Annotated in this window: 23 protein-coding genes; 13 read left to right on the top strand and 10 right to left on the bottom strand. The window is 51.8% G+C overall.

The annotated features are described in order from the left end of the window. Positions 1–13 precede the first annotated feature (13 nt). From yggU to SIL79_RS00930, 4 genes are all read right to left on the bottom strand, one after another. Positions 14–301: a DUF167 family protein YggU gene (gene yggU / locus SIL79_RS00945; protein WP_037467122.1), complete on the bottom strand. Its 288-nt coding sequence runs from the start codon at positions 299–301 to the stop codon at positions 14–16. Continuing rightward, on the bottom strand, positions 301–852 hold the full coding sequence (locus tag SIL79_RS00940; protein WP_039034907.1) for a YggT family protein: 552 nt from the start codon (positions 850–852) through the stop codon (positions 301–303). The genes yggU and SIL79_RS00940 overlap by 1 nt, the downstream gene beginning before the upstream one ends. Before the next feature lie 23 nt (positions 853–875). After that, complete coding sequence (proC, locus tag SIL79_RS00935) at positions 876–1,694, bottom strand: pyrroline-5-carboxylate reductase (protein WP_144361730.1); 819 nt, start codon at positions 1,692–1,694, stop codon at positions 876–878. 132 nt (positions 1,695–1,826) lie between these two features. Next, positions 1,827–2,522, bottom strand: coding sequence for a YggS family pyridoxal phosphate-dependent enzyme (locus SIL79_RS00930; RefSeq protein ID WP_144361729.1), 696 nt, complete (start codon positions 2,520–2,522; stop codon positions 1,827–1,829). 36 nt (positions 2,523–2,558) lie between these two features. Here SIL79_RS00930 and SIL79_RS00925 point away from each other — a divergent pair, with 36 nt between their 5' ends. The 7 genes from SIL79_RS00925 (at position 2,559) to SIL79_RS00895 (ending at position 9,736) form a co-directional block, all read left to right on the top strand. Next, the gene (locus SIL79_RS00925; protein ID WP_025009461.1) at positions 2,559–3,596 is read left to right on the top strand and encodes a type IV pilus twitching motility protein PilT; all 1,038 of its coding nucleotides are present in this window, start codon (positions 2,559–2,561) and stop codon (positions 3,594–3,596) included. 9 nt (positions 3,597–3,605) lie between these two features. Then, positions 3,606–4,718 carry a PilT/PilU family type 4a pilus ATPase gene (locus SIL79_RS00920; protein WP_144361728.1) on the top strand — a complete coding sequence of 371 codons (1,113 nt, stop codon included), beginning with the start codon at positions 3,606–3,608 and terminating at the stop codon, positions 4,716–4,718. Positions 4,719–4,875: 157 nt separating this feature from the next. Continuing rightward, positions 4,876–5,985 (top strand): hypothetical protein, encoded by a 1,110-nt coding sequence (locus tag SIL79_RS00915; protein WP_319618902.1) that lies wholly within the window; start codon positions 4,876–4,878, stop codon positions 5,983–5,985. Between the two features lie 57 nt (positions 5,986–6,042). Next, a complete protein-coding gene (locus tag SIL79_RS00910; protein ID WP_082014316.1) occupies positions 6,043–6,639 on the top strand; it encodes a glutathione peroxidase in 597 nt (198 codons plus the stop codon). A 34-nt stretch (positions 6,640–6,673) separates the two neighbouring features. Next, the gene (gene hemH, locus SIL79_RS00905; RefSeq protein WP_162206639.1) at positions 6,674–7,687 is read left to right on the top strand and encodes a ferrochelatase; all 1,014 of its coding nucleotides are present in this window, start codon (positions 6,674–6,676) and stop codon (positions 7,685–7,687) included. 173 nt (positions 7,688–7,860) lie between these two features. Continuing rightward, positions 7,861–8,595, top strand: coding sequence for a tryptophan 2,3-dioxygenase family protein (locus tag SIL79_RS00900; protein ID WP_044733990.1), 735 nt, complete (start codon positions 7,861–7,863; stop codon positions 8,593–8,595). A gap of 10 nt (positions 8,596–8,605) precedes the next feature. Then, positions 8,606–9,736: an aminotransferase class V-fold PLP-dependent enzyme gene (locus SIL79_RS00895; RefSeq protein WP_162206638.1), complete on the top strand. Its 1,131-nt coding sequence runs from the start codon at positions 8,606–8,608 to the stop codon at positions 9,734–9,736. A gap of 116 nt (positions 9,737–9,852) precedes the next feature. Here the strand turns inward: SIL79_RS00895 and ruvX are convergent, their stop codons facing one another. The 4 genes from ruvX to SIL79_RS00875 form a co-directional block, all read right to left on the bottom strand. Continuing rightward, the gene (gene ruvX / locus SIL79_RS00890; protein ID WP_025009458.1) at positions 9,853–10,272 is read right to left on the bottom strand and encodes a Holliday junction resolvase RuvX; all 420 of its coding nucleotides are present in this window, start codon (positions 10,270–10,272) and stop codon (positions 9,853–9,855) included. A 13-nt stretch (positions 10,273–10,285) separates the two neighbouring features. Continuing rightward, positions 10,286–10,846: a YqgE/AlgH family protein gene (locus SIL79_RS00885; RefSeq protein WP_162206688.1), complete on the bottom strand. Its 561-nt coding sequence runs from the start codon at positions 10,844–10,846 to the stop codon at positions 10,286–10,288. A 27-nt stretch (positions 10,847–10,873) separates the two neighbouring features. After that, positions 10,874–11,203 carry a stress response translation initiation inhibitor YciH gene (yciH, locus tag SIL79_RS00880; RefSeq protein ID WP_144361726.1) on the bottom strand — a complete coding sequence of 110 codons (330 nt, stop codon included), beginning with the start codon at positions 11,201–11,203 and terminating at the stop codon, positions 10,874–10,876. Positions 11,204–11,384: 181 nt separating this feature from the next. Further along, positions 11,385–11,699, bottom strand: a complete 315-nt coding sequence (locus tag SIL79_RS00875; protein ID WP_319618901.1) for a hypothetical protein — start codon at positions 11,697–11,699, stop codon at positions 11,385–11,387. A gap of 178 nt (positions 11,700–11,877) precedes the next feature. On the opposite strand from SIL79_RS00875, the gene SIL79_RS00870 reads away from it, so the two are divergent. Further along, entirely contained in the window at positions 11,878–12,435 is a 558-nt protein-coding gene (locus SIL79_RS00870; protein WP_319618900.1) for a DUF4136 domain-containing protein, read from the top strand. A gap of 64 nt (positions 12,436–12,499) precedes the next feature. Here the strand turns inward: SIL79_RS00870 and SIL79_RS00865 are convergent, their stop codons facing one another. Beyond that, a complete protein-coding gene (locus SIL79_RS00865; RefSeq protein ID WP_157822968.1) occupies positions 12,500–12,637 on the bottom strand; it encodes a hypothetical protein in 138 nt (45 codons plus the stop codon). A 577-nt stretch (positions 12,638–13,214) separates the two neighbouring features. Here SIL79_RS00865 and SIL79_RS00860 point away from each other — a divergent pair. The 3 genes from SIL79_RS00860 (at position 13,215) to tpx (ending at position 15,346) form a co-directional block, all read left to right on the top strand. Further along, positions 13,215–13,790 (top strand): OmpA family protein, encoded by a 576-nt coding sequence (locus SIL79_RS00860; protein WP_071477000.1) that lies wholly within the window; start codon positions 13,215–13,217, stop codon positions 13,788–13,790. 30 nt (positions 13,791–13,820) lie between these two features. Beyond that, on the top strand, positions 13,821–14,645 hold the full coding sequence (locus SIL79_RS00855; protein WP_025009451.1) for a mechanosensitive ion channel family protein: 825 nt from the start codon (positions 13,821–13,823) through the stop codon (positions 14,643–14,645). A 164-nt stretch (positions 14,646–14,809) separates the two neighbouring features. Next, positions 14,810–15,346, top strand: coding sequence for a thiol peroxidase (tpx, locus tag SIL79_RS00850; RefSeq protein ID WP_233962797.1), 537 nt, complete (start codon positions 14,810–14,812; stop codon positions 15,344–15,346). A 45-nt stretch (positions 15,347–15,391) separates the two neighbouring features. Here tpx and nfo read toward each other — a convergent pair whose 3' ends face one another. Next, positions 15,392–16,246 (bottom strand): deoxyribonuclease IV, encoded by an 855-nt coding sequence (nfo, locus tag SIL79_RS00845; protein ID WP_144362128.1) that lies wholly within the window; start codon positions 16,244–16,246, stop codon positions 15,392–15,394. Between the two features lie 98 nt (positions 16,247–16,344). Here nfo and SIL79_RS00840 point away from each other — a divergent pair, with 98 nt between their 5' ends. Further along, positions 16,345–18,354, top strand: coding sequence for a hybrid sensor histidine kinase/response regulator (locus SIL79_RS00840; RefSeq protein WP_071477003.1), 2,010 nt, complete (start codon positions 16,345–16,347; stop codon positions 18,352–18,354). Beyond that, a complete protein-coding gene (locus tag SIL79_RS00835; RefSeq protein ID WP_215774113.1) occupies positions 18,342–19,439 on the top strand; it encodes a response regulator transcription factor in 1,098 nt (365 codons plus the stop codon). The genes SIL79_RS00840 and SIL79_RS00835 overlap by 13 nt, the downstream gene beginning before the upstream one ends. The last annotated feature ends 96 nt before the right edge of the window (positions 19,440–19,535 follow it).

Genomic DNA, 19,535 nt, shown 5'->3' with positions numbered 1-19,535 from the left:
TGCTGCCATGGCATCAGAGTAAGGCCTCGATTTCTGCGGGTAATATCTTGGGCGCTTCAATACGCACCTGCTTATGGCGGCCCAGCTCTCCCTTGACTATGGCTATCTGCCCCTTGGGCACCTTGAAGGCCTTGGACAGATACTTGGTCAGGTGGGCGTTGGCTTTGCCGTCCACAGGTGGCGCGGTAATGGCCACCTTGAACTCTTCACCATGCAGGCCAACCAGTTGATCCCGGCTGGCCTTGGGCTGGATATAGAGATTGAGCAACAGGTCCTGCTGCTCCCAGCTAACAGCTTTCATCAGGCAATGGCCCAGAAAGGAATCGTCTTGGCCAGCAGTATGTTAATGAAATTCATCAACACCATCAGCACCAGCAGCGACAAGTCCAGCCCGCCCATGGGGGGCAGGAAGCGGCGAATGGGCGCCAGCAGTGGCTCGGTCAACTGCATCATCACATACTCAATCGGATTGCGGCCCTGGCTGACCCAACTGAGGATGGCGCGGATGATCAGGATCCAGAACAGCAATACCCCAGCCTTTTTAAACAAGGACACCAGCGCAAACATCAAGGTGGCAACCAGGTTGAACTCCTGGCCCGCCATCAGGGTCAGCAAGAGTATTTTGACCACCACCACCAGCAGTGCCAGCACCACAGAGGCCGTATCCAGACTGCCTATGGAGGGCAGTATCCGCCGCATGGGCGCCACAATGGGGTGGGTGGCCTTGACGATAAACTGGCTGAAGGGGTTATAAAAATCTGCCCGCACCAGCTGCAGCCAGATCCTCAGTATGACTACCATAAAATAGAGGTCGAATACGACTGTAATCAGGTAAATCAATGCGTCATTCATGAAAAGTTTCGCCCTTGGGTCGTTTAGAATTCTTTGGCCATGGCTTCAGCCCTGGCAATACAGTTGTTCATTGCTTGCTTGATCAGTCCCTTGAGATCACCCCGTTGGAAGGTTTCCACTGCTTCATGGGTGGTACCGCCCTTGGAGGTGACATTCTGCCGCAGTTGGCCGGCGCTCAGCTGAGGATTTTGAATCACCATCTGTGAGGCACCCAGCGCCGCCTGCTGCACCAGTAACCTGGCCTTGGATTCATCCAGCCCCAGCTCTTTGGCCGCATCCATCATGCCTTCCATAAACAGGAAAAAATAGGCTGGAGAGCTGCCCGCCAAGGCGATCACCAAATTGAGATCCGCTTCTTTGTCTACCCACAGGGTCTCGCCGCCACTGGCCATAATCTGCTGACAAAGATCTTTATCCGCCTGCTCAACCCCACTTGCGGCATAAAGGCCTGTCATGCCACAGCCAAGTTGGGTTGGGGTGTTGGGCATAGTGCGGATAAGCTTAATCTGTTGGCCGAAGTAGTCATTGTATCTGGCGGCCGGGATCCCTGCCGCTATGGTAATAAACAGCTTGTCGGCCAGCGGCAGTGTTGCCAGTTGCTCACACACCTGCTGCATCAGTTGCGGTTTGACCGACAGCACTATGATATCGGCCCAGTCACAGGCGGTTTGGTTGTCTGTGGTGGTGAGGATGCCGAAATCGCGCTTGAGGGCATCGAGTTTAGCTGTGCTTGGGTTGCTGGCTTGGATCAATTCAGCCGGATAACCGCTGCCCACCAGCCCGCTGATGATACTGCGGCTCATATTGCCGGCGCCGATAAAACAGATTTTCTTTTGAGCCATGCTGTCCCCTGTCACTTGTGATTGGAGTGTATCCCGCATCGGCTTTGACCGTGCGGGAGATATTAGTATTTGGGCCAATACTATCAAAAACAAGGTCTCAGCGGCCAATCTCAGATCTTATTGGCTGGTTTATCAGCCGTAGTTACGCTCGCCGAAAATAGCGCTGCCGACTCTGACCATAGTAGAGCCCTTGGCGATGGCGAGTTCAAGATCCTGACTCATACCCATGGACAGGGTATCCACCTGTGGAAACTTGAGCTTCAGTTCGGCAAACAGTTGCTGCATGTGCGACAGCTCCGCCTCAAGCCTTGGTCCTTCACCGGCACTGGGAATTGTCATCAGTCCCCTGAGTTTGAGGTTGGGCAATGAGTCCACCAGGCTCGCCAGCTCAAACATTTCGCTCTGTGTTGCTATTCCTGCTTTGGAACTCTCACCCGAAACATTGATTTGAATGCAGATTTCCAGTGGAGGCATGCCTTCAGGGCGCTGCTCCGACAGGCGGCGGGCGATCTTTTCCCGCTCCAGGGTGTGCATCCAATGGAAGTGCTCGGCGACAATTCTTGATTTATTGGATTGCAGCGGGCCGATAAAGTGCCATTCTATATCGGGACAGCGCTGTGCCAATTCCATGGCTTTCTGTTGCCCCTCCTGGACATAGTTTTCGCCAAAGCAACGTTGCCCGGCGGCATAAGCTTGTTCAATGTCGGCGACCGGTTTGGTCTTGCTGACAGCCAGCAGCTTGATCTCGCTTGCATTTCGGGACGAAATTTGCGCCGCTTGAGCTATCCTGCGCTGGGCTAGTGCCAGTCTGTCTGCTATTGTTGTCATGATGTAAACTTTTTGGTTGAACGGATATCCCAAACTATGGAAATCACTGAATTATTGGCCTTTAGTGTAAAGCATAACGCTTCGGATCTGCACTTATCGGCCGGTGTGCCTCCCATGATACGCGTCGACGGTGAGGTCAGAAAGATTAATGTCCCTGCGCTTGATCACCAAGGGGTTCACAGACTTGTCTACGACATAATGAATGACAAGCAGCGTAAGGATTATGAAGAGTTTCTGGAAATCGACTTTTCCTTTGAAGTTCCCAATCTTGCGCGTTTTCGTGTCAATGCCTTCAATCAGTCCCGCGGCGCCGCCGCGGTTTTTCGTACTATTCCCAGCGATATTTTGACTTTGGAACAACTGGGCGCGCCGGAAATCTTCAAGAAAATCGCTTCATATCCTCGCGGCCTGGTGCTGGTAACCGGCCCCACAGGTTCGGGTAAGAGTACTACCCTGGCGGCGATGATAGATTACGTCAATGAGAACCGCCACGATCATATTCTCACCATTGAAGACCCTATCGAATTTGTGCACCAAAACAAGCAATGCCTTATCAACCAGCGGGAAGTGCACCGCCATACCCACAGTTTTAACGCCGCCCTCAGAAGCGCTCTGCGTGAAGACCCGGATGTCATTCTGGTCGGTGAGATGCGGGATTTGGAAACCATACGCCTGGCGATGACAGCAGCAGAAACCGGCCACTTGGTGTTCGGTACTTTGCACACCACCTCGGCGGCCAAGACCATTGACCGTGTGGTTGACGTATTCCCCGCAGGCGAGAAGGACATGGTGCGTACCATGTTGTCTGAGTCGTTGCAGGCGGTTATCTCCCAGACCCTAATCAAGAAGGTTGGCGGCGGCCGGGTGGCGGCCCATGAGATCATGATGGGTACCCCGGCTATCCGAAACCTTATCCGTGAGGACAAGGTGGCACAGATGTATTCTGCTATCCAAACCGGTATGGCTCATGGCATGCAAACCTTGGAGCAGAGCCTGCAGAACCTGGTGAATCGCGGCTTGATCAGTCGGGAGGATGCCATGGCCAAGAGCTCCAACAAACAAGCGAATTTCTAAGGAGTCCCCATGGACGTCAGACCTTTTCTCAAGGCTATGGTGGAGCGCAAGGCCTCGGATCTCTTTGTTACCGCCGCCTTTCCTCCCAGTGCCAAGGTGGACGGTGAACTCAGACCCTTGGCGGAAAACGCCTTTACCCCGGCGCAGTCGCTGGAGTTTGTCGAATCTTTGATGACGCCGGAGCAGAAAAAAGAGTTTCACGAGACCCGTGAATGTAACTTTGCCGTGGGCGCCAAGGAGCTGGGGCGTTTCCGGGTCAGTGCCTTCTGGCAACGGGAGTCGGCGGGCTGCGTGATGCGGCGCATCGAAACCAAGATCCCTACTGTGGAGCAGCTGTATCTGCCGCCCATCCTCAAAGACTTGGTGATGAGCAAGCGTGGGTTGGTGATTATGGTAGGGGGAACAGGTACGGGTAAGTCCACCTCACTGGCGGCACTTATCGGTTACCGTAATGCCAATGCCAGGGGACACATACTTACTATCGAAGATCCGGTGGAATTTGTTCACCAACACGGCAAGAGCATTATCACCCAGCGGGAAGTGGGTATAGATACCGAGTCGTTTGATGCGGCGCTCAAGAGCTCATTGCGCCAGGCGCCGGACGTTATCCTTATCGGTGAGATCCGTACCCAGGAAACCATGGAGTTTGCCCTGTCGTTCGCCGAAACCGGCCACTTGTGTATGGCAACCCTGCACGCCAATAACGCCAACCAGGCGCTGGATCGCATCATGCACCTGGTGCCTGAGAGTAAGCACCAACAGCTCTTGTTTGACCTGTCGCTTAACTTGCGTGGTATTGTGGCCCAGCAGCTGGTGCCCAAGGTGGACGGCAGCGGTCGGCGCGCCGCCATCGAAGTGCTGATTAACACTCCCAGGGTGGCCAGTCTTATTCAAAAGAACGAGCTGCACGTGCTTAAGGAGACCATGGCCAAGTCCAACGAGCAGGGGATGCAAACCTTCGATCAGGCGCTGTTCAAGCTCTACTGTGAAGGGGAGATCAGCTACGCCGATGCACTGCATCATGCTGATTCGCCGAACGACCTGCGACTTATGATTAAACTCCACAGCAACGACACAGGTAATTCAGGTTTCATGGAGGGGGTCACCCTGGATATGGATTAATAGGTTGATACCGTTTTCAGTAGGATTTTAACTACTCTACTTGGATGAAAAGGCGTCACTCTGACGCCTTTTGTGTTGATATTGAGTGGATTGTTCGAAAAACAACTGTGTTTTTGTTATTGTGTTGCGCCTGTTTTGTGAAAAGGATGGAAGGGGAATGCAATTGCGGCAAACCACTTTATTTTCAGCTTTGGGTCTGGCGCTGGCCGGTTGTTTCACTCTGCCGGCCGCGGCCGTGCCGGTTTCCGACGAGCTGGATATCGGCGGGGCGGTACGAGTCAACTATGGCTGGAAAGACTATGATGACGATGCCAAGTTAGAGTTCGAGCTGTTTCGTGCCGATGTCAAATACGACAATGGAGAACTGTTTGCATCGGCTCAGTATCGTTGGTATCAGGATCAGGATGTGATCCAGCATGCCTTCTTTGGCTATCGTTTTTCAGAAAATTCGGACATTCGCCTCGGGGTCACCCAGGTGCCTTTCGGTTTGCTGCCCTATGCAGCTCATTCCTTCTGGTTTGGTGCGACTTATTATCTCGGCTTTGAGGATGACTATGATGCCGGTATTCACTGGCACTACAGCAAGGACGGTTGGCGTTACGATCTCGCCTGGTTTGCCAATGATGAATATGGCGACGGCAGTCGCTTCAAGCGTTATTCCTTCGATATTGCTACCACAGAAAATGCTCCCTATGAAGAAGCCGGGCAGTTTAACGCCAGGCTAGAGCGCAGCCTGAAGTATGGCGAGTTTGCCCATAAACTGGGTGCCTCTGTGCAATACAGCCGTTTGGACTACAAGCCCATGGCTGGCGCTGTTGCCGGTGAAGACACTGATGGTCTGGCGGTAGCCGGCCATTGGCAAATGGATTGGCATGCCTGGCAGACTCAGGTGCAGTATCTGCATTATGACTATGACATGCCCGGCGAGCGTCTGGCGCTGTCGGCTTTTGCCTATCCGTTTGAGATAGCGGCCGAGGCCGATGTGGTTACATTTAATTTGTCGCGCAGCATAGATGTTGATTGGGGCCCTATTACTCAGCTCAACTGTTACAACGACTACAGCCAGGTATTTGCCTCTGGTACCGGGTTGGATGACTCGGTGCAAAATGTCACTGGGTGCGCCATCAGTGCCGGTAAGTTTTACTCTTATGTCGACTGGATTGCCGGTAAAAACATGTGGTTTGTCAACGGCCCGGGCATAGGTATTGCCGAAGGTGACAGCAGCTGGCATTCGAGGCTGAATATCAATGTCGGCTTCTATTTTTAACAGCTGAAGCTAAACTGCTGTAGAGTGCAAACAAGAGATCAAACAAATGGAGGTGTTATGCTGAAGACATTCAAGCCCCTGGCAAGATTGAATTTAACCGTGCCGACATTGAAGGGACTGGCTTTGACTGGTTTGGCTTTTACAGCATGGGTTTTGGCGCCCACGGTGGCTGTTGCCGGTCAGTGCCCCGATTACCTCAATATCAAGTTGAGAAAGCTCCATTCCCAGGAGTCTGTCGACCTGTGTGAACTCACCCAAGGTAAACCTGTGCTTCTGGTCAATACCGCCAGCAACTGTGGTTTCACGCCTCAATTCAAGGCGCTTGAAGCCCTGCATAAGGACTACCGCGAGCGTGGGCTGGTGGTGATAGGTTTCCCATCCGATGACTTCTTCCAGGAAGAAAACCAAGAGAAAGATACCGCCAAGGTGTGTTACATCAACTATGGCGTGACCTTCACCATGGTGGCCACCTCTGCGGTTCGCGGCAGCGATGTGAATCCGGTATTTGCTTATCTGGGGCAACAGGCCGGGGCGCCCAAGTGGAACTTCTACAAGTACCTGGTCAGTGGCGACGGTAAACAGGTGCAGAGCTTTAACTCCAGAGTCAAACCCGATAGCGATGAATTGATCAAAGCGATTGAATCTGTGCTTTAATATCTGACTTATTCGTTTTCTATCTGAGGTGATTTTGGCTAAGTTTATCGGTCTTGATAAAGACAAGGGCCACGCCGGGCGTGGTAAAACCGGGATATTGCTGTTGAATCTGGGGACGCCGGACGCACCGACACCCGCGGCGGTGCGGCGTTATCTGGCCGAATTTCTCTCCGATCCCAGGGTGGTGGAGATCCCCAAGGCGCTGTGGAAGCTTATTCTCCATGGCATTATTCTCAGGGTCAGGCCAGCCAAATCGGCGGCCCTTTACCGTGAGGTGTGGACTGATAAGGGCTCGCCACTGATGGATATCAGTGAGCGCCAGACCCGGGCCTTGGCAGAAAAGCTCAAGGCCGAAGGTGTTGAAGCCGAAGTTGCCTTGGCGATGCGTTATGGCAACCCGGCGGTGGGCGATGTGCTCAAACGCCTGCACAACCAAGGGGTTGATAAACTGGTTGTACTGCCGCTCTATCCTCAATATGCCGGCCCTACCACGGGCTCTGCGTTTGATGCCATAGCCAAAGAGTTGACTCAATGGCGTTACCTGCCGTCGCTGCATTTTATCCATACCTACCACGATAATCCGCTGTTTATCGAGGCGCTGGCCGAGTCCATCGAAGCAGACTTTGCCCAACACGGCAAACCGCAGAAATTGGTGCTGTCGTACCATGGTATGCCGGAGCGAAATCTCAAGCTGGGCGACCCTTACTACTGCTTCTGTATCAAGACCTCAAGATTGTTGGCCGAGCGTCTTGGGCTGGCAGAGGATGATGTGATCAGCAGCTTCCAGTCCCGTTTCGGCAAGGCCAAATGGCTGGGCCCTTACACGGATGAAACCATGATGGCTCTGCCAAAGCAGGGGATCACAGATGTAGCCGTTGCCTGTCCGGCATTCAGCGCCGACTGCCTGGAAACTCTGGAGGAGATTGCCGGGCAGAACCGTGAGTTCTTCGAGCAGGCCGGTGGTAAGTCATTCCGCTATATAGCGGCGCTCAACGACAGACCGAGCCATATAGAGATGATGGCGGAGCTGGTTCGTCCCTATCTGTAAGCGCTCTTTCCCCCCTATTCAGGGCTGCAATCCGGCAGCCCTGCCAACAATATTTGACACTACCTTTCTTTGCGGATCGCTTCGCTGCCCTTGTTGCCTGCCACTCTATGCCTTAGCTTGGCAAGTTGAATGTTAATTTATGGTTAACAACAGAAGAATAAGGATAAGGCATCATGGATCGCGAGCAGATATATGCCAGCATGGCCGGAGAGGGTCGACTGGATTATGAAAAGTACCTCAATACTCCCAAATTGCTCAGCTGTCAGAAGCCCTATGAGCAGCTGTGTAACGCCGATGAGCTGCAGTTTCAAATAGTGCATCAGTCGGAGGAGTTGTGGATGAAGCTCATCTGTTACACCCTGCTGGAGATTGATGAGCGTATGGCCGCAGGGGAGACCTTTAAGGTGTTGACCCTGTTTGCCCGGGTACATAAGGCGATGGGGTTTCTTATCGAGCAACTGAGTATTCTTGATACCATGTCCATCAAGGATTATCAGGCAATTCGGCTGCAGCTGGGCAACGGCAGTGGTCAGGAATCACCGGGATTCAAAACCCTGTTGCAGCTTTATAAGCCGCTGTGGCTCACCTTTGAGCGAGTCTATCTTGAGCAAAAGGGGCTGACGGTCGAGCAGATATACAACAGTGAATACCGTCATGATGAAAGCTATATGGTGGCCGAGGCCATGATAGAGTACGACCAGCTGTTTCAGCACTTCCGTTACCACCACATCAAACTCATTCACAGAAGCATAGGCATAGACAGCATGTCGCTGAAGGGGCGCAGCACCGAAATCCTCAACTCAGGTATGAAGATGCAGTTTTTCCCTAAACTATGGCAAATTCGTGGTCAGATGACAGATATCTGGGGCGGTGTTTACGGTGTCAAACGTGACTCGATTGCCGACTGAGGAGCCTGGAATGTCGTTGAAATCGCGTTTTCATCTGCCCGAAGGGCACTATTTTTTGTCCCATTCTGTGGGCGCCATGCCAAAAGATTGCGAAGCTGCGGCCGGCGAGTTTCTCGGCGCCTGGAAGCATCAAGGCGGTGACGCCTGGCCTGTGTGGCTCGAGGGGGTTGAGCAGTTTTTGCAGCAACTTGCGGCTTTGACCCGAGTTCCCGCCAGTGGCTTTTGCCCGCAGCTGAATCTCTCTTCGGCTTTATCCAAGCTGGTCGGCGCCCTGCCGAATGCCAAGCCCGGTCAGCGGATCTTGGCCACTGAACTGGATTTCCCCTCCATGGGGTTTGTACTGCAACAGGCCGAGAAGAAGGGCTACCGCCTGCAGTTGCTTGAGCCGCAAGCCGGGCTGGTGTCTTTGAGTCAGTGGCAACAGGCTTTGGGAGAGGATGTGGCGCTGGCCTTTATCACCCATGCCATTTCTGAAACCGGTCAGTTACAGTCAGTGAGTGAAATTTGCGCTCTGGCCCGAAGCTTAGGAGTAATGACTGTGGTGGATATTGCCCAGTCTCTTGGAGTCATACCGATAGATTTGGGGCAGTGGCAGGCTGATGCTGTCTTGGGTTCCTGCGTTAAATGGTGTTGTGCTGGCCCAGGGGCGGCCTTTTTATGGCTCAGCGATAGGTTGGCCCAGACGCTGGAGCCTGTGGATCTGGGATGGTTCTCCCATGAGGCGCCGTTTGAGTTTGATATCCATGATTTTCGCTACGCCAAGGGAGCAAAAAGGTTTTGGGGGGGCACGCCTTCCGTATTGCCTTACATGCTGGCAGCGGCGTCACTGCAGCAGCTGCGCGCTTTCGGCGATAGTCAAATCTATCAACACAATCAACGCCAGGGGCAGGGGATCCTGGATTGTGCCTTGAGTCATGAACTCAAGGTGGTGACGCCCAATATCAGCGGTGAGCGCAGTGGCACTGTGGTAGTCGATTTCGCCGATAGGCAGGCGGCGCAGCAAGTGTTCAATCGAGTGGGGATCAAGACGGACTTGCGCCCAAGGTTCGGCTTTCGCTTTTCGCCGCATATCTATACCGATGGTGAGGATATGGAGGCTTTGTTGCAGGGGCTCAGACAGTTGGCCGGCAAAAGGTCCTGATAGCTTGGGGGCAGGGTCTGGGGCCGAACAGATGAGACTCATTCCTGGGGAAGCAGAAATAAGATTGGGCCAGCTGCGGCTTAAATTCTCCGGGAGTCTTTAAGCCGCCTGAGATTTCAGTACTGGTTCTCGAAATAGCTTTCGATGATCAGCACAGCAGAGACGGCATCGATCTGGCCCTTGGTCAGCGCCTTGAAGCCACCGAGTTCAAATAATCTGGCCTTGGCATCGGCCGTGGTCAGGCGCTCATCCTGAGTGGCCACCTTGACACCGAAACGCCCGGCAATACGGTTGGCAAACTTACGGGCTCTCTGGGTCATCTCCTGCTCCGTGCCATCCATATTGAGTGGCAGCCCCACCACCACCAGATCCGGCTGCCATTCTTCGATTAAAGCCGCTATCTGCTGCCAATCGGGAATACCATCCACTGCCTTGATGGATGTCAGTGGGCTGGCACTGCCGGTCAACTGCTGACCTATGGCTATGCCTATGCTCTTGGTGCCGAAATCGAAGCCCAGTACGGTTTTTGCAGTCATTTTGCCTCTGTAATCAAGCGTGTCCCATCTGGCTGGACATTTGCCAGATATCGAATCCCAGTGATTGGGTGGCCTTGAGCCAGCGATGCTCATGGGGAGTATTGAACAGTATCTCGGGTGTGGCGGGAATGGTCAGCCAGCTGTTTTCCGCCAGTTCTTGCTCCAGCTGGTGGCGGCTCCAACCCGCGTATCCCAGCGCCACCAGAAAATGCTCCGGCGCCTTTGAGGTGCCAAGGGAGGTCAGAATATCCCGTGAATTGGTCAGCATTATCTCGTCATTGATGGCAGTGCTGTTGGCCCAATAGGGTTGACTGCTGTGCAGTACAAAGCCCCGCTCAGGGTTGACCGGGCCGCCCACCAGTACGCTGTTGTCTACTGATGGCTTGAGGGATACCTCTTCTGCCAACTCCATCTGCAGCAGCAACTCGTCAACCTCAATGCCTATGGGACGGTTGACCATGAGGCCCATGGCACCCTTGTTGTCATGCTCGCACACATAGATGAGTGAACGCTCGAAGAAGGTATCATCGAGCGAAGGCATGGCGATAAGAAAATGATTTTGCAAACTGTCCATCATACTGCTCCTGGTACTTGTTGCCTGTCAGCCGCCGGCCAGCTTCACCTTGTAGCCCAGCTTCTCCAGCAGGCCCTGGAGTTGCTCTCGATTGTCGGTTTGAATCTCGATGTCGAACGCTTTTACCGTGCCACCGCAACCGCATTGCTTCTTGAGTTTTTGCGCCAGTTCTTTCAGCGCCTTGGCATCCAGTCCCAGCCCTTTGATCACTGAAACACCTTTGCCTTTGCGGCCCTTGCTGTCTTTATGGATCCGCACTATACCATCGGATGCTGGGATGGCGGTTTCTTCCTTGGGCTGGCTGATACGGCCTTTGTCGGTACTGTATACCAAACTGACATTAGGATCTGTTTTCATTGTTGATGCTGATCTATGGTTTATGGGCGCAGTCTAGCAGATTTAGTCTAAGCGCCCAATGGCTTGCTCCAAGCCGCTGAAATCAAAAAAAAGCCACCGTTAAGGTGGCTGGTAAAAAACTGAAATTGCGCAGGGAACAAGATCAGCAACCGGCTTGGACGCCGGCAATCACAAGAAGATGTCAGGAAAGTAGTATTCCGCCAAGCACTGCCATCACAGATAAAAAGGCGCAGGGCAGCATCAGTATTCTGAGCTTGGGAAGTAGTAGTGTCAGTGTCGTCAGCACGAAGCCGAAAGCGGCCAGATCAAAAGGTGAAATCTGTTGCTCGACCAATCTGGCACCGAGCCAACCGAGAATGAGCAGCGGCAGGATAAGCAAACGCCTGGCTTGATTGATGCTGCCTATTCCGGCTAGTTGCTGGGTTTGTTGCAGCAGAGAGTTGCGAGTCAGCAAAACGCCACTGGCAATAATAAAGAATGCGAGATACCAAAGCATGAGTCACCCAAGGATTAATCTACATGATAATCATTATCATTAAGTGTCATGCTGAAGTCAAGCTGAATCGGTAAACTAAATTTTGTTAAATTCAGTTGTAGAGCAGAAGATTGAAATGTAAGCTGATTTCATGGGTTTTTGTGGCCATTTCCAGGCCTGGGTAAACGAGGAAATTTCGATGAAGTATCTGATAACAGCCGCAATGGCACTGATGTTAAGTGCTTGCAGTACACTGAATACTGGCTGGGATTATGACCCGGGTGTGAACTTCAGCCAGTACAAGAGTTATGCCTGGGTGGAAAAGCAATCCGAAGACACCAGCTATCATCTGGATGGTTTGATGGATCAGCGAGTACGTGATGCCTTGGATCGGCAGTTGGCACAAAAGGGCTTGCAGATTACTACCAAGGAAAACGCCGATATTCTGGTTAACTATCTGACCAAGGTAGACAAGAAAATCAATGTCGACACTTTCAACACCAACTATGGCTACAATCCATATTGGGGGCCAGGTTGGGGCTGGGGTGGCAATATGCAGACCCAAACCACAGTACGCGAATATGAAGTTGGTACCTTGATTGTGGATCTGGTCGACGCCAAGTCCGGCAAGCTCATCTGGCGTGGCTCGGTGGCTGACACCATTCGCGACAGCGATACTCCGCAAAAGCGAATTGCCAAGGTTAACGAGGCGGTAGCCAGTGTGATGAGTAACTTCCCGCCCAAGGTGGAAAAATAACCTCTGAGTTCCACTAGGTCCATTTAGGAAATCCAGTATCGGAATAAAGCGGCGCAAAGCCGCTTTATTGTTTTTTAAGCCGTTCGCGCAGCAGTTGCCGCATTCTGACATTGACTCTGGATATCTGGCTGACCGATGACTGGAGTACATACACATTGGCCTGCCAGCCGTCTAGTTCAAAATCCAGTTTTACGGCCAGCAATTCCCCCCCTTACACATTGCCTCTTGGACCAAGGGCAGTTCTGTGGACACAGTGACAGGCGTGAGTGTTTTCTTAAGTCTTATGCCATTGAGTGGAACTACTTGTACAACCCAGGGGTTAAGCGGTTTTACGGCAATAACCGTGATGCGCGTGGTATTGGACTCAGGTTATTGCATACCCTAGGGGGGAAGGCCGACTCATTTGGGTGACGGTTCCCGCTATTGCCTTGGCGCTGGAAACCAGTTTGTTCAACGCTTTTTTTATCGAAGCCGGTATTCTGGGAGCTTCTTTTGCTACAACCTTTTGTTTAACGGGCTCTATTACTGCTTGTGGCTCAAGTCTATCGGCCCATCAAGGTGTTTTATAAAAAGGTAACTATATGCAAAAGATTTCAGCTGCTGTAGCAACTTACTACCGCAGATACTGGTTTATCTTGGCTAAAATTAAAGACGATTATACAATGTGTTAGCCGGTGACTTGTGACTTGGCGCACTAAAGCAAAGTGAACCGGCGGTGAATTGTGTTCTGCCTGAAACTCATCTATACAGTTGAAGGATTGATAGTTAGGGAGGCCTGGGTGAATCGTTATTTGGGCTTGGCAGGGGGGATTCCTCTGCTGTTGCTGAGCAGCGTTGTGTTTGCCTGGGAAGATTCTGACGGTGACGGTGTCCCTGATGCAAAAGATGCCTGTCCCGATACCCCGGCACAGGCACCCGTGAGCGCCAATGGTTGTGTCTTGGACAAAGCCCCCTCCCTGACAGATATCTGTTTACCTACAACATCAGGTGACGTCTATCCCCAAAATTGCGGTACAGCCAATCCAGTAAGGCTGTATTTCGACTTGGGTTCGGCGCAGATCCCCCTGGCTCAGTGGCCGCAACTTGCCAGAATGAAAGCATTTCTTCATCAATATAAGGTAAACTTGCATATTGAAGGACATGCCGACATCAGCGGTTCAGATGCCATAAATCAACCTTTGTCCGAAGCCAGGGCCGAAAGTGCCAAAATGGTGCTGATTGAGGATTATGGTTTTCCGGGGGCGCAATTCAGTACTCACGGATATGGTAGCAAGCAGCCTGCCGCCGATAATACCAGTGTCTCGGGTCGCAGCCTTAACCGCAGGGTTGAGTTTGTGGTCGATTTAAAAAAGTAAGTTAAATAAGGTTTTTAAGGGAGTATTTTAATGGAAAATCTCGAAGGGCTGTTCAAACAAGCGCCCGAGTTAATCGCGGCCTATGGCATCAAGATACTGCTTGCCATTGTCATTTTCTTTGTCGGTAAGTATTTGTCCAATGTGGCCAAGAAAGTCACGGCCAAAATGTTGGGCAAGCGCAAGATAGATCAGACAGTGGTTTCCTTTGTTGCCAATATGGCTTGGGCTGTGGTGTTTGTATTTACCGTTATCGCTACCTTGGGGCAGCTAGGTATTCAGACAGCCTCTCTGGTTGCGGTTCTCGGTGCTGCCGGTTTGGCCGTGGGCTTGGCACTGCAGGGCTCACTGTCCAACTTCGCCGCCGGTGTCTTGATGGTACTGTTCCGCCCTTGCCGTGTGGGTGACTATGTTGAAGCCGCAGGTGTTGCCGGTACTGTAGATGAAATCACCATCTTCTCTACCCGTCTGAAAACGCCGGATAACAAGGTCATCATAGTGCCTAACTCCACTATCATGAACGGTAGCATTACCAACTACTCTGCCATGGACAAGCGCCGTATCGATCTGGTGATCGGGGTTTCTTACGATGCTGATATCCGTCATACCAAGCAAATACTGACAAGCATTCTCGATAATCACGAGAAAGTGCTGAAAGAGCCTGGCTATACAGTGGGTCTGCACACACTAGCTGACTCTTCGGTTAATTACGTGGTTCGCCCTTGGGTGAAGTCTGCTGATTACTGGGGTGTCTACTTCGAACTGATGGAGCAGATTAAACAGTCTCTGGACGAAAACGGTATTGGTATTCCATATCCTCAGATGGATCTGCATGTCAAAGAGCTGCCATCCAAATAAGCTCTTAGAAGAAGACCGGCAGATGCCGGTCTTTTTGTACCTGTGTCCGGATAATGCGCTATATTAGCCAGGGTGAATTTAAAGCTGGAGCGAGAGAGAAAACTATGTTGCAACTGACAAAGTGGAGTGTTGTGTGTGCATTGACCTTGGCAAGTGCCACGACTATGGCGGCAGAAGGGAAAGTGGCCGCCGAGGTCAGAATGGGGGGCCAGAGTGTCACTCTGATGGGCAAATTGCCCGAGCTTAACCAGCTTGCTCCAGGGTTTAAGGTGGTGGATGACAAGTTTTCCCCGGTGACTTTAAGTGACTTCAAGGGTAAGACAGTACTTATCAGTGCAGTTCCCAGTCTGGATACCGGCGTCTGTGCCCTGCAGACCAAGAGGTTCAATAAAGAGTTCAGCAAGTTTGATGATTCAGTGGTCATGTTGACCGTCAGTGAAGACTTACCCTTTGCCCAAAAACGTTTCTGCAAGGTGGAGAATGTTGATAAAATCAAGGTATTGTCAGACTCAGTCTGGCGCGACTTTGGTAATAAATATGGTCTGCTGATCCCTAGCCGAGGCTTGCTGGCCAGAGCGATATTTATCATAGATGCCAATGGCCAGCTCAAGTACCGTGAGTTGGTGAAGGATGTGTCTCACCATCCAGATTACGATGCGGCGCTCAAGGCCTTGAAAGAAATCAGCCAGGGGCAAACATAAGGCTAAGCACGCCATGTGTTGCAGCCCTTTGGCGCTGGCTTGGGGTCAGCGGCTAAGGCTTTTCAGCCAGGCTATTTCTTCGGGCCAGATCTCCGGGCGTATGGTTTCCAATATTAAGGGTATCCCCTTGGTGGCGGGGTGGCCGAGAATATACTCGAAAGCGGTTTTGCCTATTTCGCCCATGCCCAAGGAGTCGTGGCGGTCGACCCGGCTGCCGAGTCCCGTCTTGCTGTCGTTGAGGTGCATGCCCTTGAGGTATTGAAAGCCCACGATACGGCCAAAGGCGTCAAAGCTTTCCCGGCAGCTTTCCTGAGTACGAATGTCGTAACCTGCGGCAAACATATGGGCGGTATCCAGGCAAACGCCGACTCGGGATTTATCCTCAACCCCGTCTATGATCTGCGCCAGTTGTTCAAAGCTGTGTCCCAGGTTGGAGCCTTGTCCTGCGGTATTTTCGATGACGGCACAAACACCATCACAAGCTGCCAATGCGAGGTTGATTGAATCGCTGATGTTACGCAGACAGTGGTTCTCACTTATCTGTCGCAAGTGGCTGCCGGGATGAAAGTTCAGCAAGGTTAATCCCAATTGTTTGCAGCGAAGCATCTCATCGACAAAGGCGTCGCGGGATTTTTCCAGCAGCAAGGGATCCGGATGTCCCAGGTTAATCAGATAGCTGTCGTGGGGCAGAATCGCCTCGGGTCTGAAGCCCAACTGTTGGCAGTTTTCCTGAAAGGCGGCGATGGAATGCTCGGTTAAAGCTGCTGCCTGCCAGCGTCGTTGATTCTTGGTAAACAGTGCAAAGGCACTGGCCCCTATCTTGTGTGCATTGAGCGGAGCATTTTCCACACCACCTTGGGCGCTGACATGGGCTCCAACCCATCTTTCCTGACTCGTCACCCAGGCCTCTCTATATATTTGGCAAGCTGGATAAGTCGCTAATATTGCAAACTTGTCTATGCTTGAATGACTGAAAAACAACGGAAAGGGACTTTAACGTGTTTTCCTCTGCGGCTCAAACCGAATTCCCTGGCGATTGGTCTCGACTGTTGATTGAACTGGCTAAATTGCAATTGGGTTTGACCCGGGGACAGGATGTATTGCCAGCCCTGTGTCAGACCCTGGTACATGCCTCAGGGGCAGAGGCTTTGTTGATGGTGGAACGCTCAGAATTGGGTGCCAATGATATGTCGGAATCAGTCACCTGCTGGTGTCGGGATCCGGTTATCTATCTGACACTTTGGAGCAGTGTTAATCAATGGGCTAAAGAAGCGAGCCAACAAGAGCTTCATCAATGGCAGAAGTTTACTGTCTGGCCCATCAAAAATTCAGAACTATTGTTGTTTTTCCATTCATCGGCTCCCGGTTGGTTTGAGTCTTTGGCTGCATGTCAGGCCAATATCGGCCCCTTGGTGGGGGCCATCTATCAATGTCAGCTCAGCCGTAGTTCATCACAGTCGGCAGAGGATGAACTCTGCTTCAAGGCCGTTATAGACGGTGCCGACAGTTTATTACTGCTATTTAGTCTCGAACCTGAGCGAGAACTTATCCTTTACGCCAACCCGGCGGCCACCGCTGTGACCTTATATGCCAACCGGGAGTTGGTTGGCGCCAATTTAACCGGCCTGTTGTTTGAAGGCGAAGAAAGTGACTCCTTCAAAGAGCAGTTGCGCCGCAAGGGCTGTTATAGCGGGGAACTTTGGTGTCATAAAGGCGATGGCGGCAGGGAGTTATTGCATCTCAACTGTTATTGTATTTCCCGAAGTCGGCGTATATACGCCGTTATAGGTCGCGATTACAGCGAGCAGCATCAGTTGCAACAGGCCGTGGCCAGAACCCAGAAGATGCAGGCCATAGGGGAGTTGGTCGGCGGCATAGCCCACGACTTCAACAATATTCTAGGGGTATTGAAGGGCAACCTGGAGTTAATGCAGCTTAAAGTCTCTGATCCCAAAGCTGAAAAATACCTCAATACCGCCTTTAAGGCCTGCCAGCGAGGCACAGATTTGACCCGCAGACTGTTGTCGTTTTCGCGTCAGGAACAGTTCAATGCCGAGCCTTGCCAGGTCAATGAGGTGATTGAAGGTTTGCAGGAGTTGTTTGCCAAGTCCTTGACCAGTCAAATAACCCTGAGTATTGAGCTGGCACCGGATAACAAGCCTGTGATGCTCGACAAAGGTGACCTGGAAGACGCCTTATTGAATCTGCTGCTCAATGGCCGCGATGCCATGGAGGGCAAGGGAGAGCTCAAGATCCGTACAGGCAGTTGCTACTTGAGTGGTTATCTGCCCGGGATCGCCATAGGCAAGACCCAGGTGGAGCCTGGGCATTATGTATGGATCAGTGTGATTGATGGCGGTAGTGGTATTCCAAAAGCCTTTCAGGACAAGGTATTCGACCCATTTTTTACCACCAAGGACAAGAGTAAGGGCACAGGTCTTGGACTGGCTATGGTGTACGGTTTTGTTAAACGTTCCAAGGGTTATATCGCCATCTTGAATACGGGGTCGAGTGGCACTGAGTTCAGATTATGGTTTCCGCAGAGTCGAAAACTGACCCTTGAACCTCAGTTTGGCTCTTACACAAGTGAAGTGCCCAGGGTGCGGCGGCCTTTGAAGGCAATTGTAGTGGATGATGAGCCGGAGATGTTGGCGGTGATGGCTGACTATTGCGATTTACTGGGGATTGAAGTGGAGTTGTTCCACGACCCCCTCACTGTGCTGCAACGTTACGAGCAGCAGCGTTGTGATGCCGAGCTTCTTATCACAGATGTGTTGATGCCTGGTGGTATCAACGGCTACGAACTGGCACAAAAACTCAATGTTAAACACTCTCTGCTGGTGTTGCTGATCTCCGGCTTTATCCAGAACATAGGTATTTCCAGCGCCGATGAGATGCCGTTTCCGGTACTGCATAAACCCTTTGATCTGACAGGACTGACTCTGGCACTCAAGCAGGTGGGAATTAGGTTTGCTGATGACAGTAAGGGAGATTTATGGACAATTTAACTGTCTGGGTGGTGGATGATGATCTTGATTATCTGGCTTTGATAGAGGAAGTCTTGCAGGATGATTACTCAGTCCAAGTTTTCGACTCGGCAGCTGCTTATTTGGCAGCGTTGGAGTCGGCGACACCGGAAATCATCCTGATGGATATCAATCTACCGGATTCCAGCGGTGTAGACCTCTGTGCTCACTTGCAATCACAGGGGCGGGAGGCGTCAGTGGTATTTGTTTCCGGTATGAATACCCTTAATGAGCGTCTTAAAGCCTATGAGGCCGGGGCGGTGGATTTCATCGCCAAACCCTTTGAGCTGAAAGAGCTGTTGGCCAAGGTTCGCAGTGTGGCGCAATATCAGCAGCGCAAACAGTCTCTGATGCAGGCTGAGTCCATGTCGAGAAACATGGCGTTTCAGTCCATGAGTGAATCGTCCCAATATGGCTGTGTGTTGCAGTTCTTCCGCCAGTGTTTTCTTTGCAGCAACTACCGTGCTCTTGCCGATGCTTTTTTTGAACTGATGACTCAGCTCAACCTCAATACCTGTCTGAAAATACGCAAAGACAGCGCCGAGTATTTTGTGCCGGACAACACCCAGATAAGCCCGATAGAAGCCAATATTTTCGAGCTTTTGGACAAACAGGGACGCCTATATGACTTTGGTAATCGAACCATGTGCAACGACAAGCATGTGTCATTCTTGATCAAGAATATGCCGGTCGAGGATGAGGTGTTGTACGGCCGACTCAGGGACGTGATTGCCGTTGTGGTCGAAGGATTGGAGGCCAGGGTATTGGATATAGAGCGCCAGCAGATGCTGCGTCGGGTGATGGATAGGTTGCACCTGTTGATGAAACAACTGGGTGATTCCATGCAGCAACAGGATCAACGCTTTTGCGATACCTTATCTGGGATCACTACTGAAATTCGCAGCAGCTTTCATGTGCTGGACATGACAGAAGAGCAGGAGAGTTACTTTACCTCAATGGTCGAGCGGCACCTGCGTGAAGCCAGTTCTGCCGGTGAGGCATTTAATCGTATCCGCAGTTCTCTCAAAGGAATGTTGGCGATGATGGAGGAAAGTCTGCGGGGCTGATATGCTTGCTAAAGCTTGGATAAGAGCCAATAACAGTATGGCCGGATAGCCTCACTGGACAAACAGTGGTTAGAGAATAGGTGTTGTATTTATCAC

The organism is Shewanella indica (assembly GCF_033842865.1).
In the GTDB taxonomy this organism is placed as follows: Bacteria; Pseudomonadota; Gammaproteobacteria; order Enterobacterales; family Shewanellaceae; genus Shewanella; species Shewanella indica.
Note: the sequence above shows the minus strand (reverse complement) of the source record. Positions and strands in the feature narration are given on the sequence as shown.

Excerpts from the sequence above, each read along its gene's own strand:
- yggU (WP_037467122.1), bottom strand. The coding sequence starts at position 301 with ATGAAAGCTGTTAGCTGGGAGCAGCAGGACCTGTTGCTCAATCTCTAT.
- SIL79_RS00940 (WP_039034907.1), bottom strand. The coding sequence starts at position 852 with ATGAATGACGCATTGATTTACCTGATTACAGTCGTATTCGACCTCTAT.
- proC (WP_144361730.1), bottom strand. The coding sequence starts at position 1,694 with ATGGCTCAAAAGAAAATCTGTTTTATCGGCGCCGGCAATATGAGCCGC.
- SIL79_RS00930 (WP_144361729.1), bottom strand. The coding sequence starts at position 2,522 with ATGACAACAATAGCAGACAGACTGGCACTAGCCCAGCGCAGGATAGCT.
- SIL79_RS00925 (WP_025009461.1), top strand. The coding sequence starts at position 2,559 with ATGGAAATCACTGAATTATTGGCCTTTAGTGTAAAGCATAACGCTTCG.
- SIL79_RS00920 (WP_144361728.1), top strand. The coding sequence starts at position 3,606 with ATGGACGTCAGACCTTTTCTCAAGGCTATGGTGGAGCGCAAGGCCTCG.
- SIL79_RS00915 (WP_319618902.1), top strand. The coding sequence starts at position 4,876 with ATGCAATTGCGGCAAACCACTTTATTTTCAGCTTTGGGTCTGGCGCTG.
- SIL79_RS00910 (WP_082014316.1), top strand. The coding sequence starts at position 6,043 with ATGCTGAAGACATTCAAGCCCCTGGCAAGATTGAATTTAACCGTGCCG.
- SIL79_RS00900 (WP_044733990.1), top strand. The coding sequence starts at position 7,861 with ATGGATCGCGAGCAGATATATGCCAGCATGGCCGGAGAGGGTCGACTG.
- SIL79_RS00895 (WP_162206638.1), top strand. The coding sequence starts at position 8,606 with ATGTCGTTGAAATCGCGTTTTCATCTGCCCGAAGGGCACTATTTTTTG.
- ruvX (WP_025009458.1), bottom strand. The coding sequence starts at position 10,272 with ATGACTGCAAAAACCGTACTGGGCTTCGATTTCGGCACCAAGAGCATA.
- SIL79_RS00885 (WP_162206688.1), bottom strand. The coding sequence starts at position 10,846 with ATGGACAGTTTGCAAAATCATTTTCTTATCGCCATGCCTTCGCTCGAT.
- yciH (WP_144361726.1), bottom strand. The coding sequence starts at position 11,203 with ATGAAAACAGATCCTAATGTCAGTTTGGTATACAGTACCGACAAAGGC.
- SIL79_RS00875 (WP_319618901.1), bottom strand. The coding sequence starts at position 11,699 with ATGCTTTGGTATCTCGCATTCTTTATTATTGCCAGTGGCGTTTTGCTG.
- SIL79_RS00870 (WP_319618900.1), top strand. The coding sequence starts at position 11,878 with ATGAAGTATCTGATAACAGCCGCAATGGCACTGATGTTAAGTGCTTGC.
- SIL79_RS00855 (WP_025009451.1), top strand. The coding sequence starts at position 13,821 with ATGGAAAATCTCGAAGGGCTGTTCAAACAAGCGCCCGAGTTAATCGCG.
- tpx (WP_233962797.1), top strand. The coding sequence starts at position 14,810 with ATGGCGGCAGAAGGGAAAGTGGCCGCCGAGGTCAGAATGGGGGGCCAG.
- SIL79_RS00835 (WP_215774113.1), top strand. The coding sequence starts at position 18,342 with ATGGACAATTTAACTGTCTGGGTGGTGGATGATGATCTTGATTATCTG.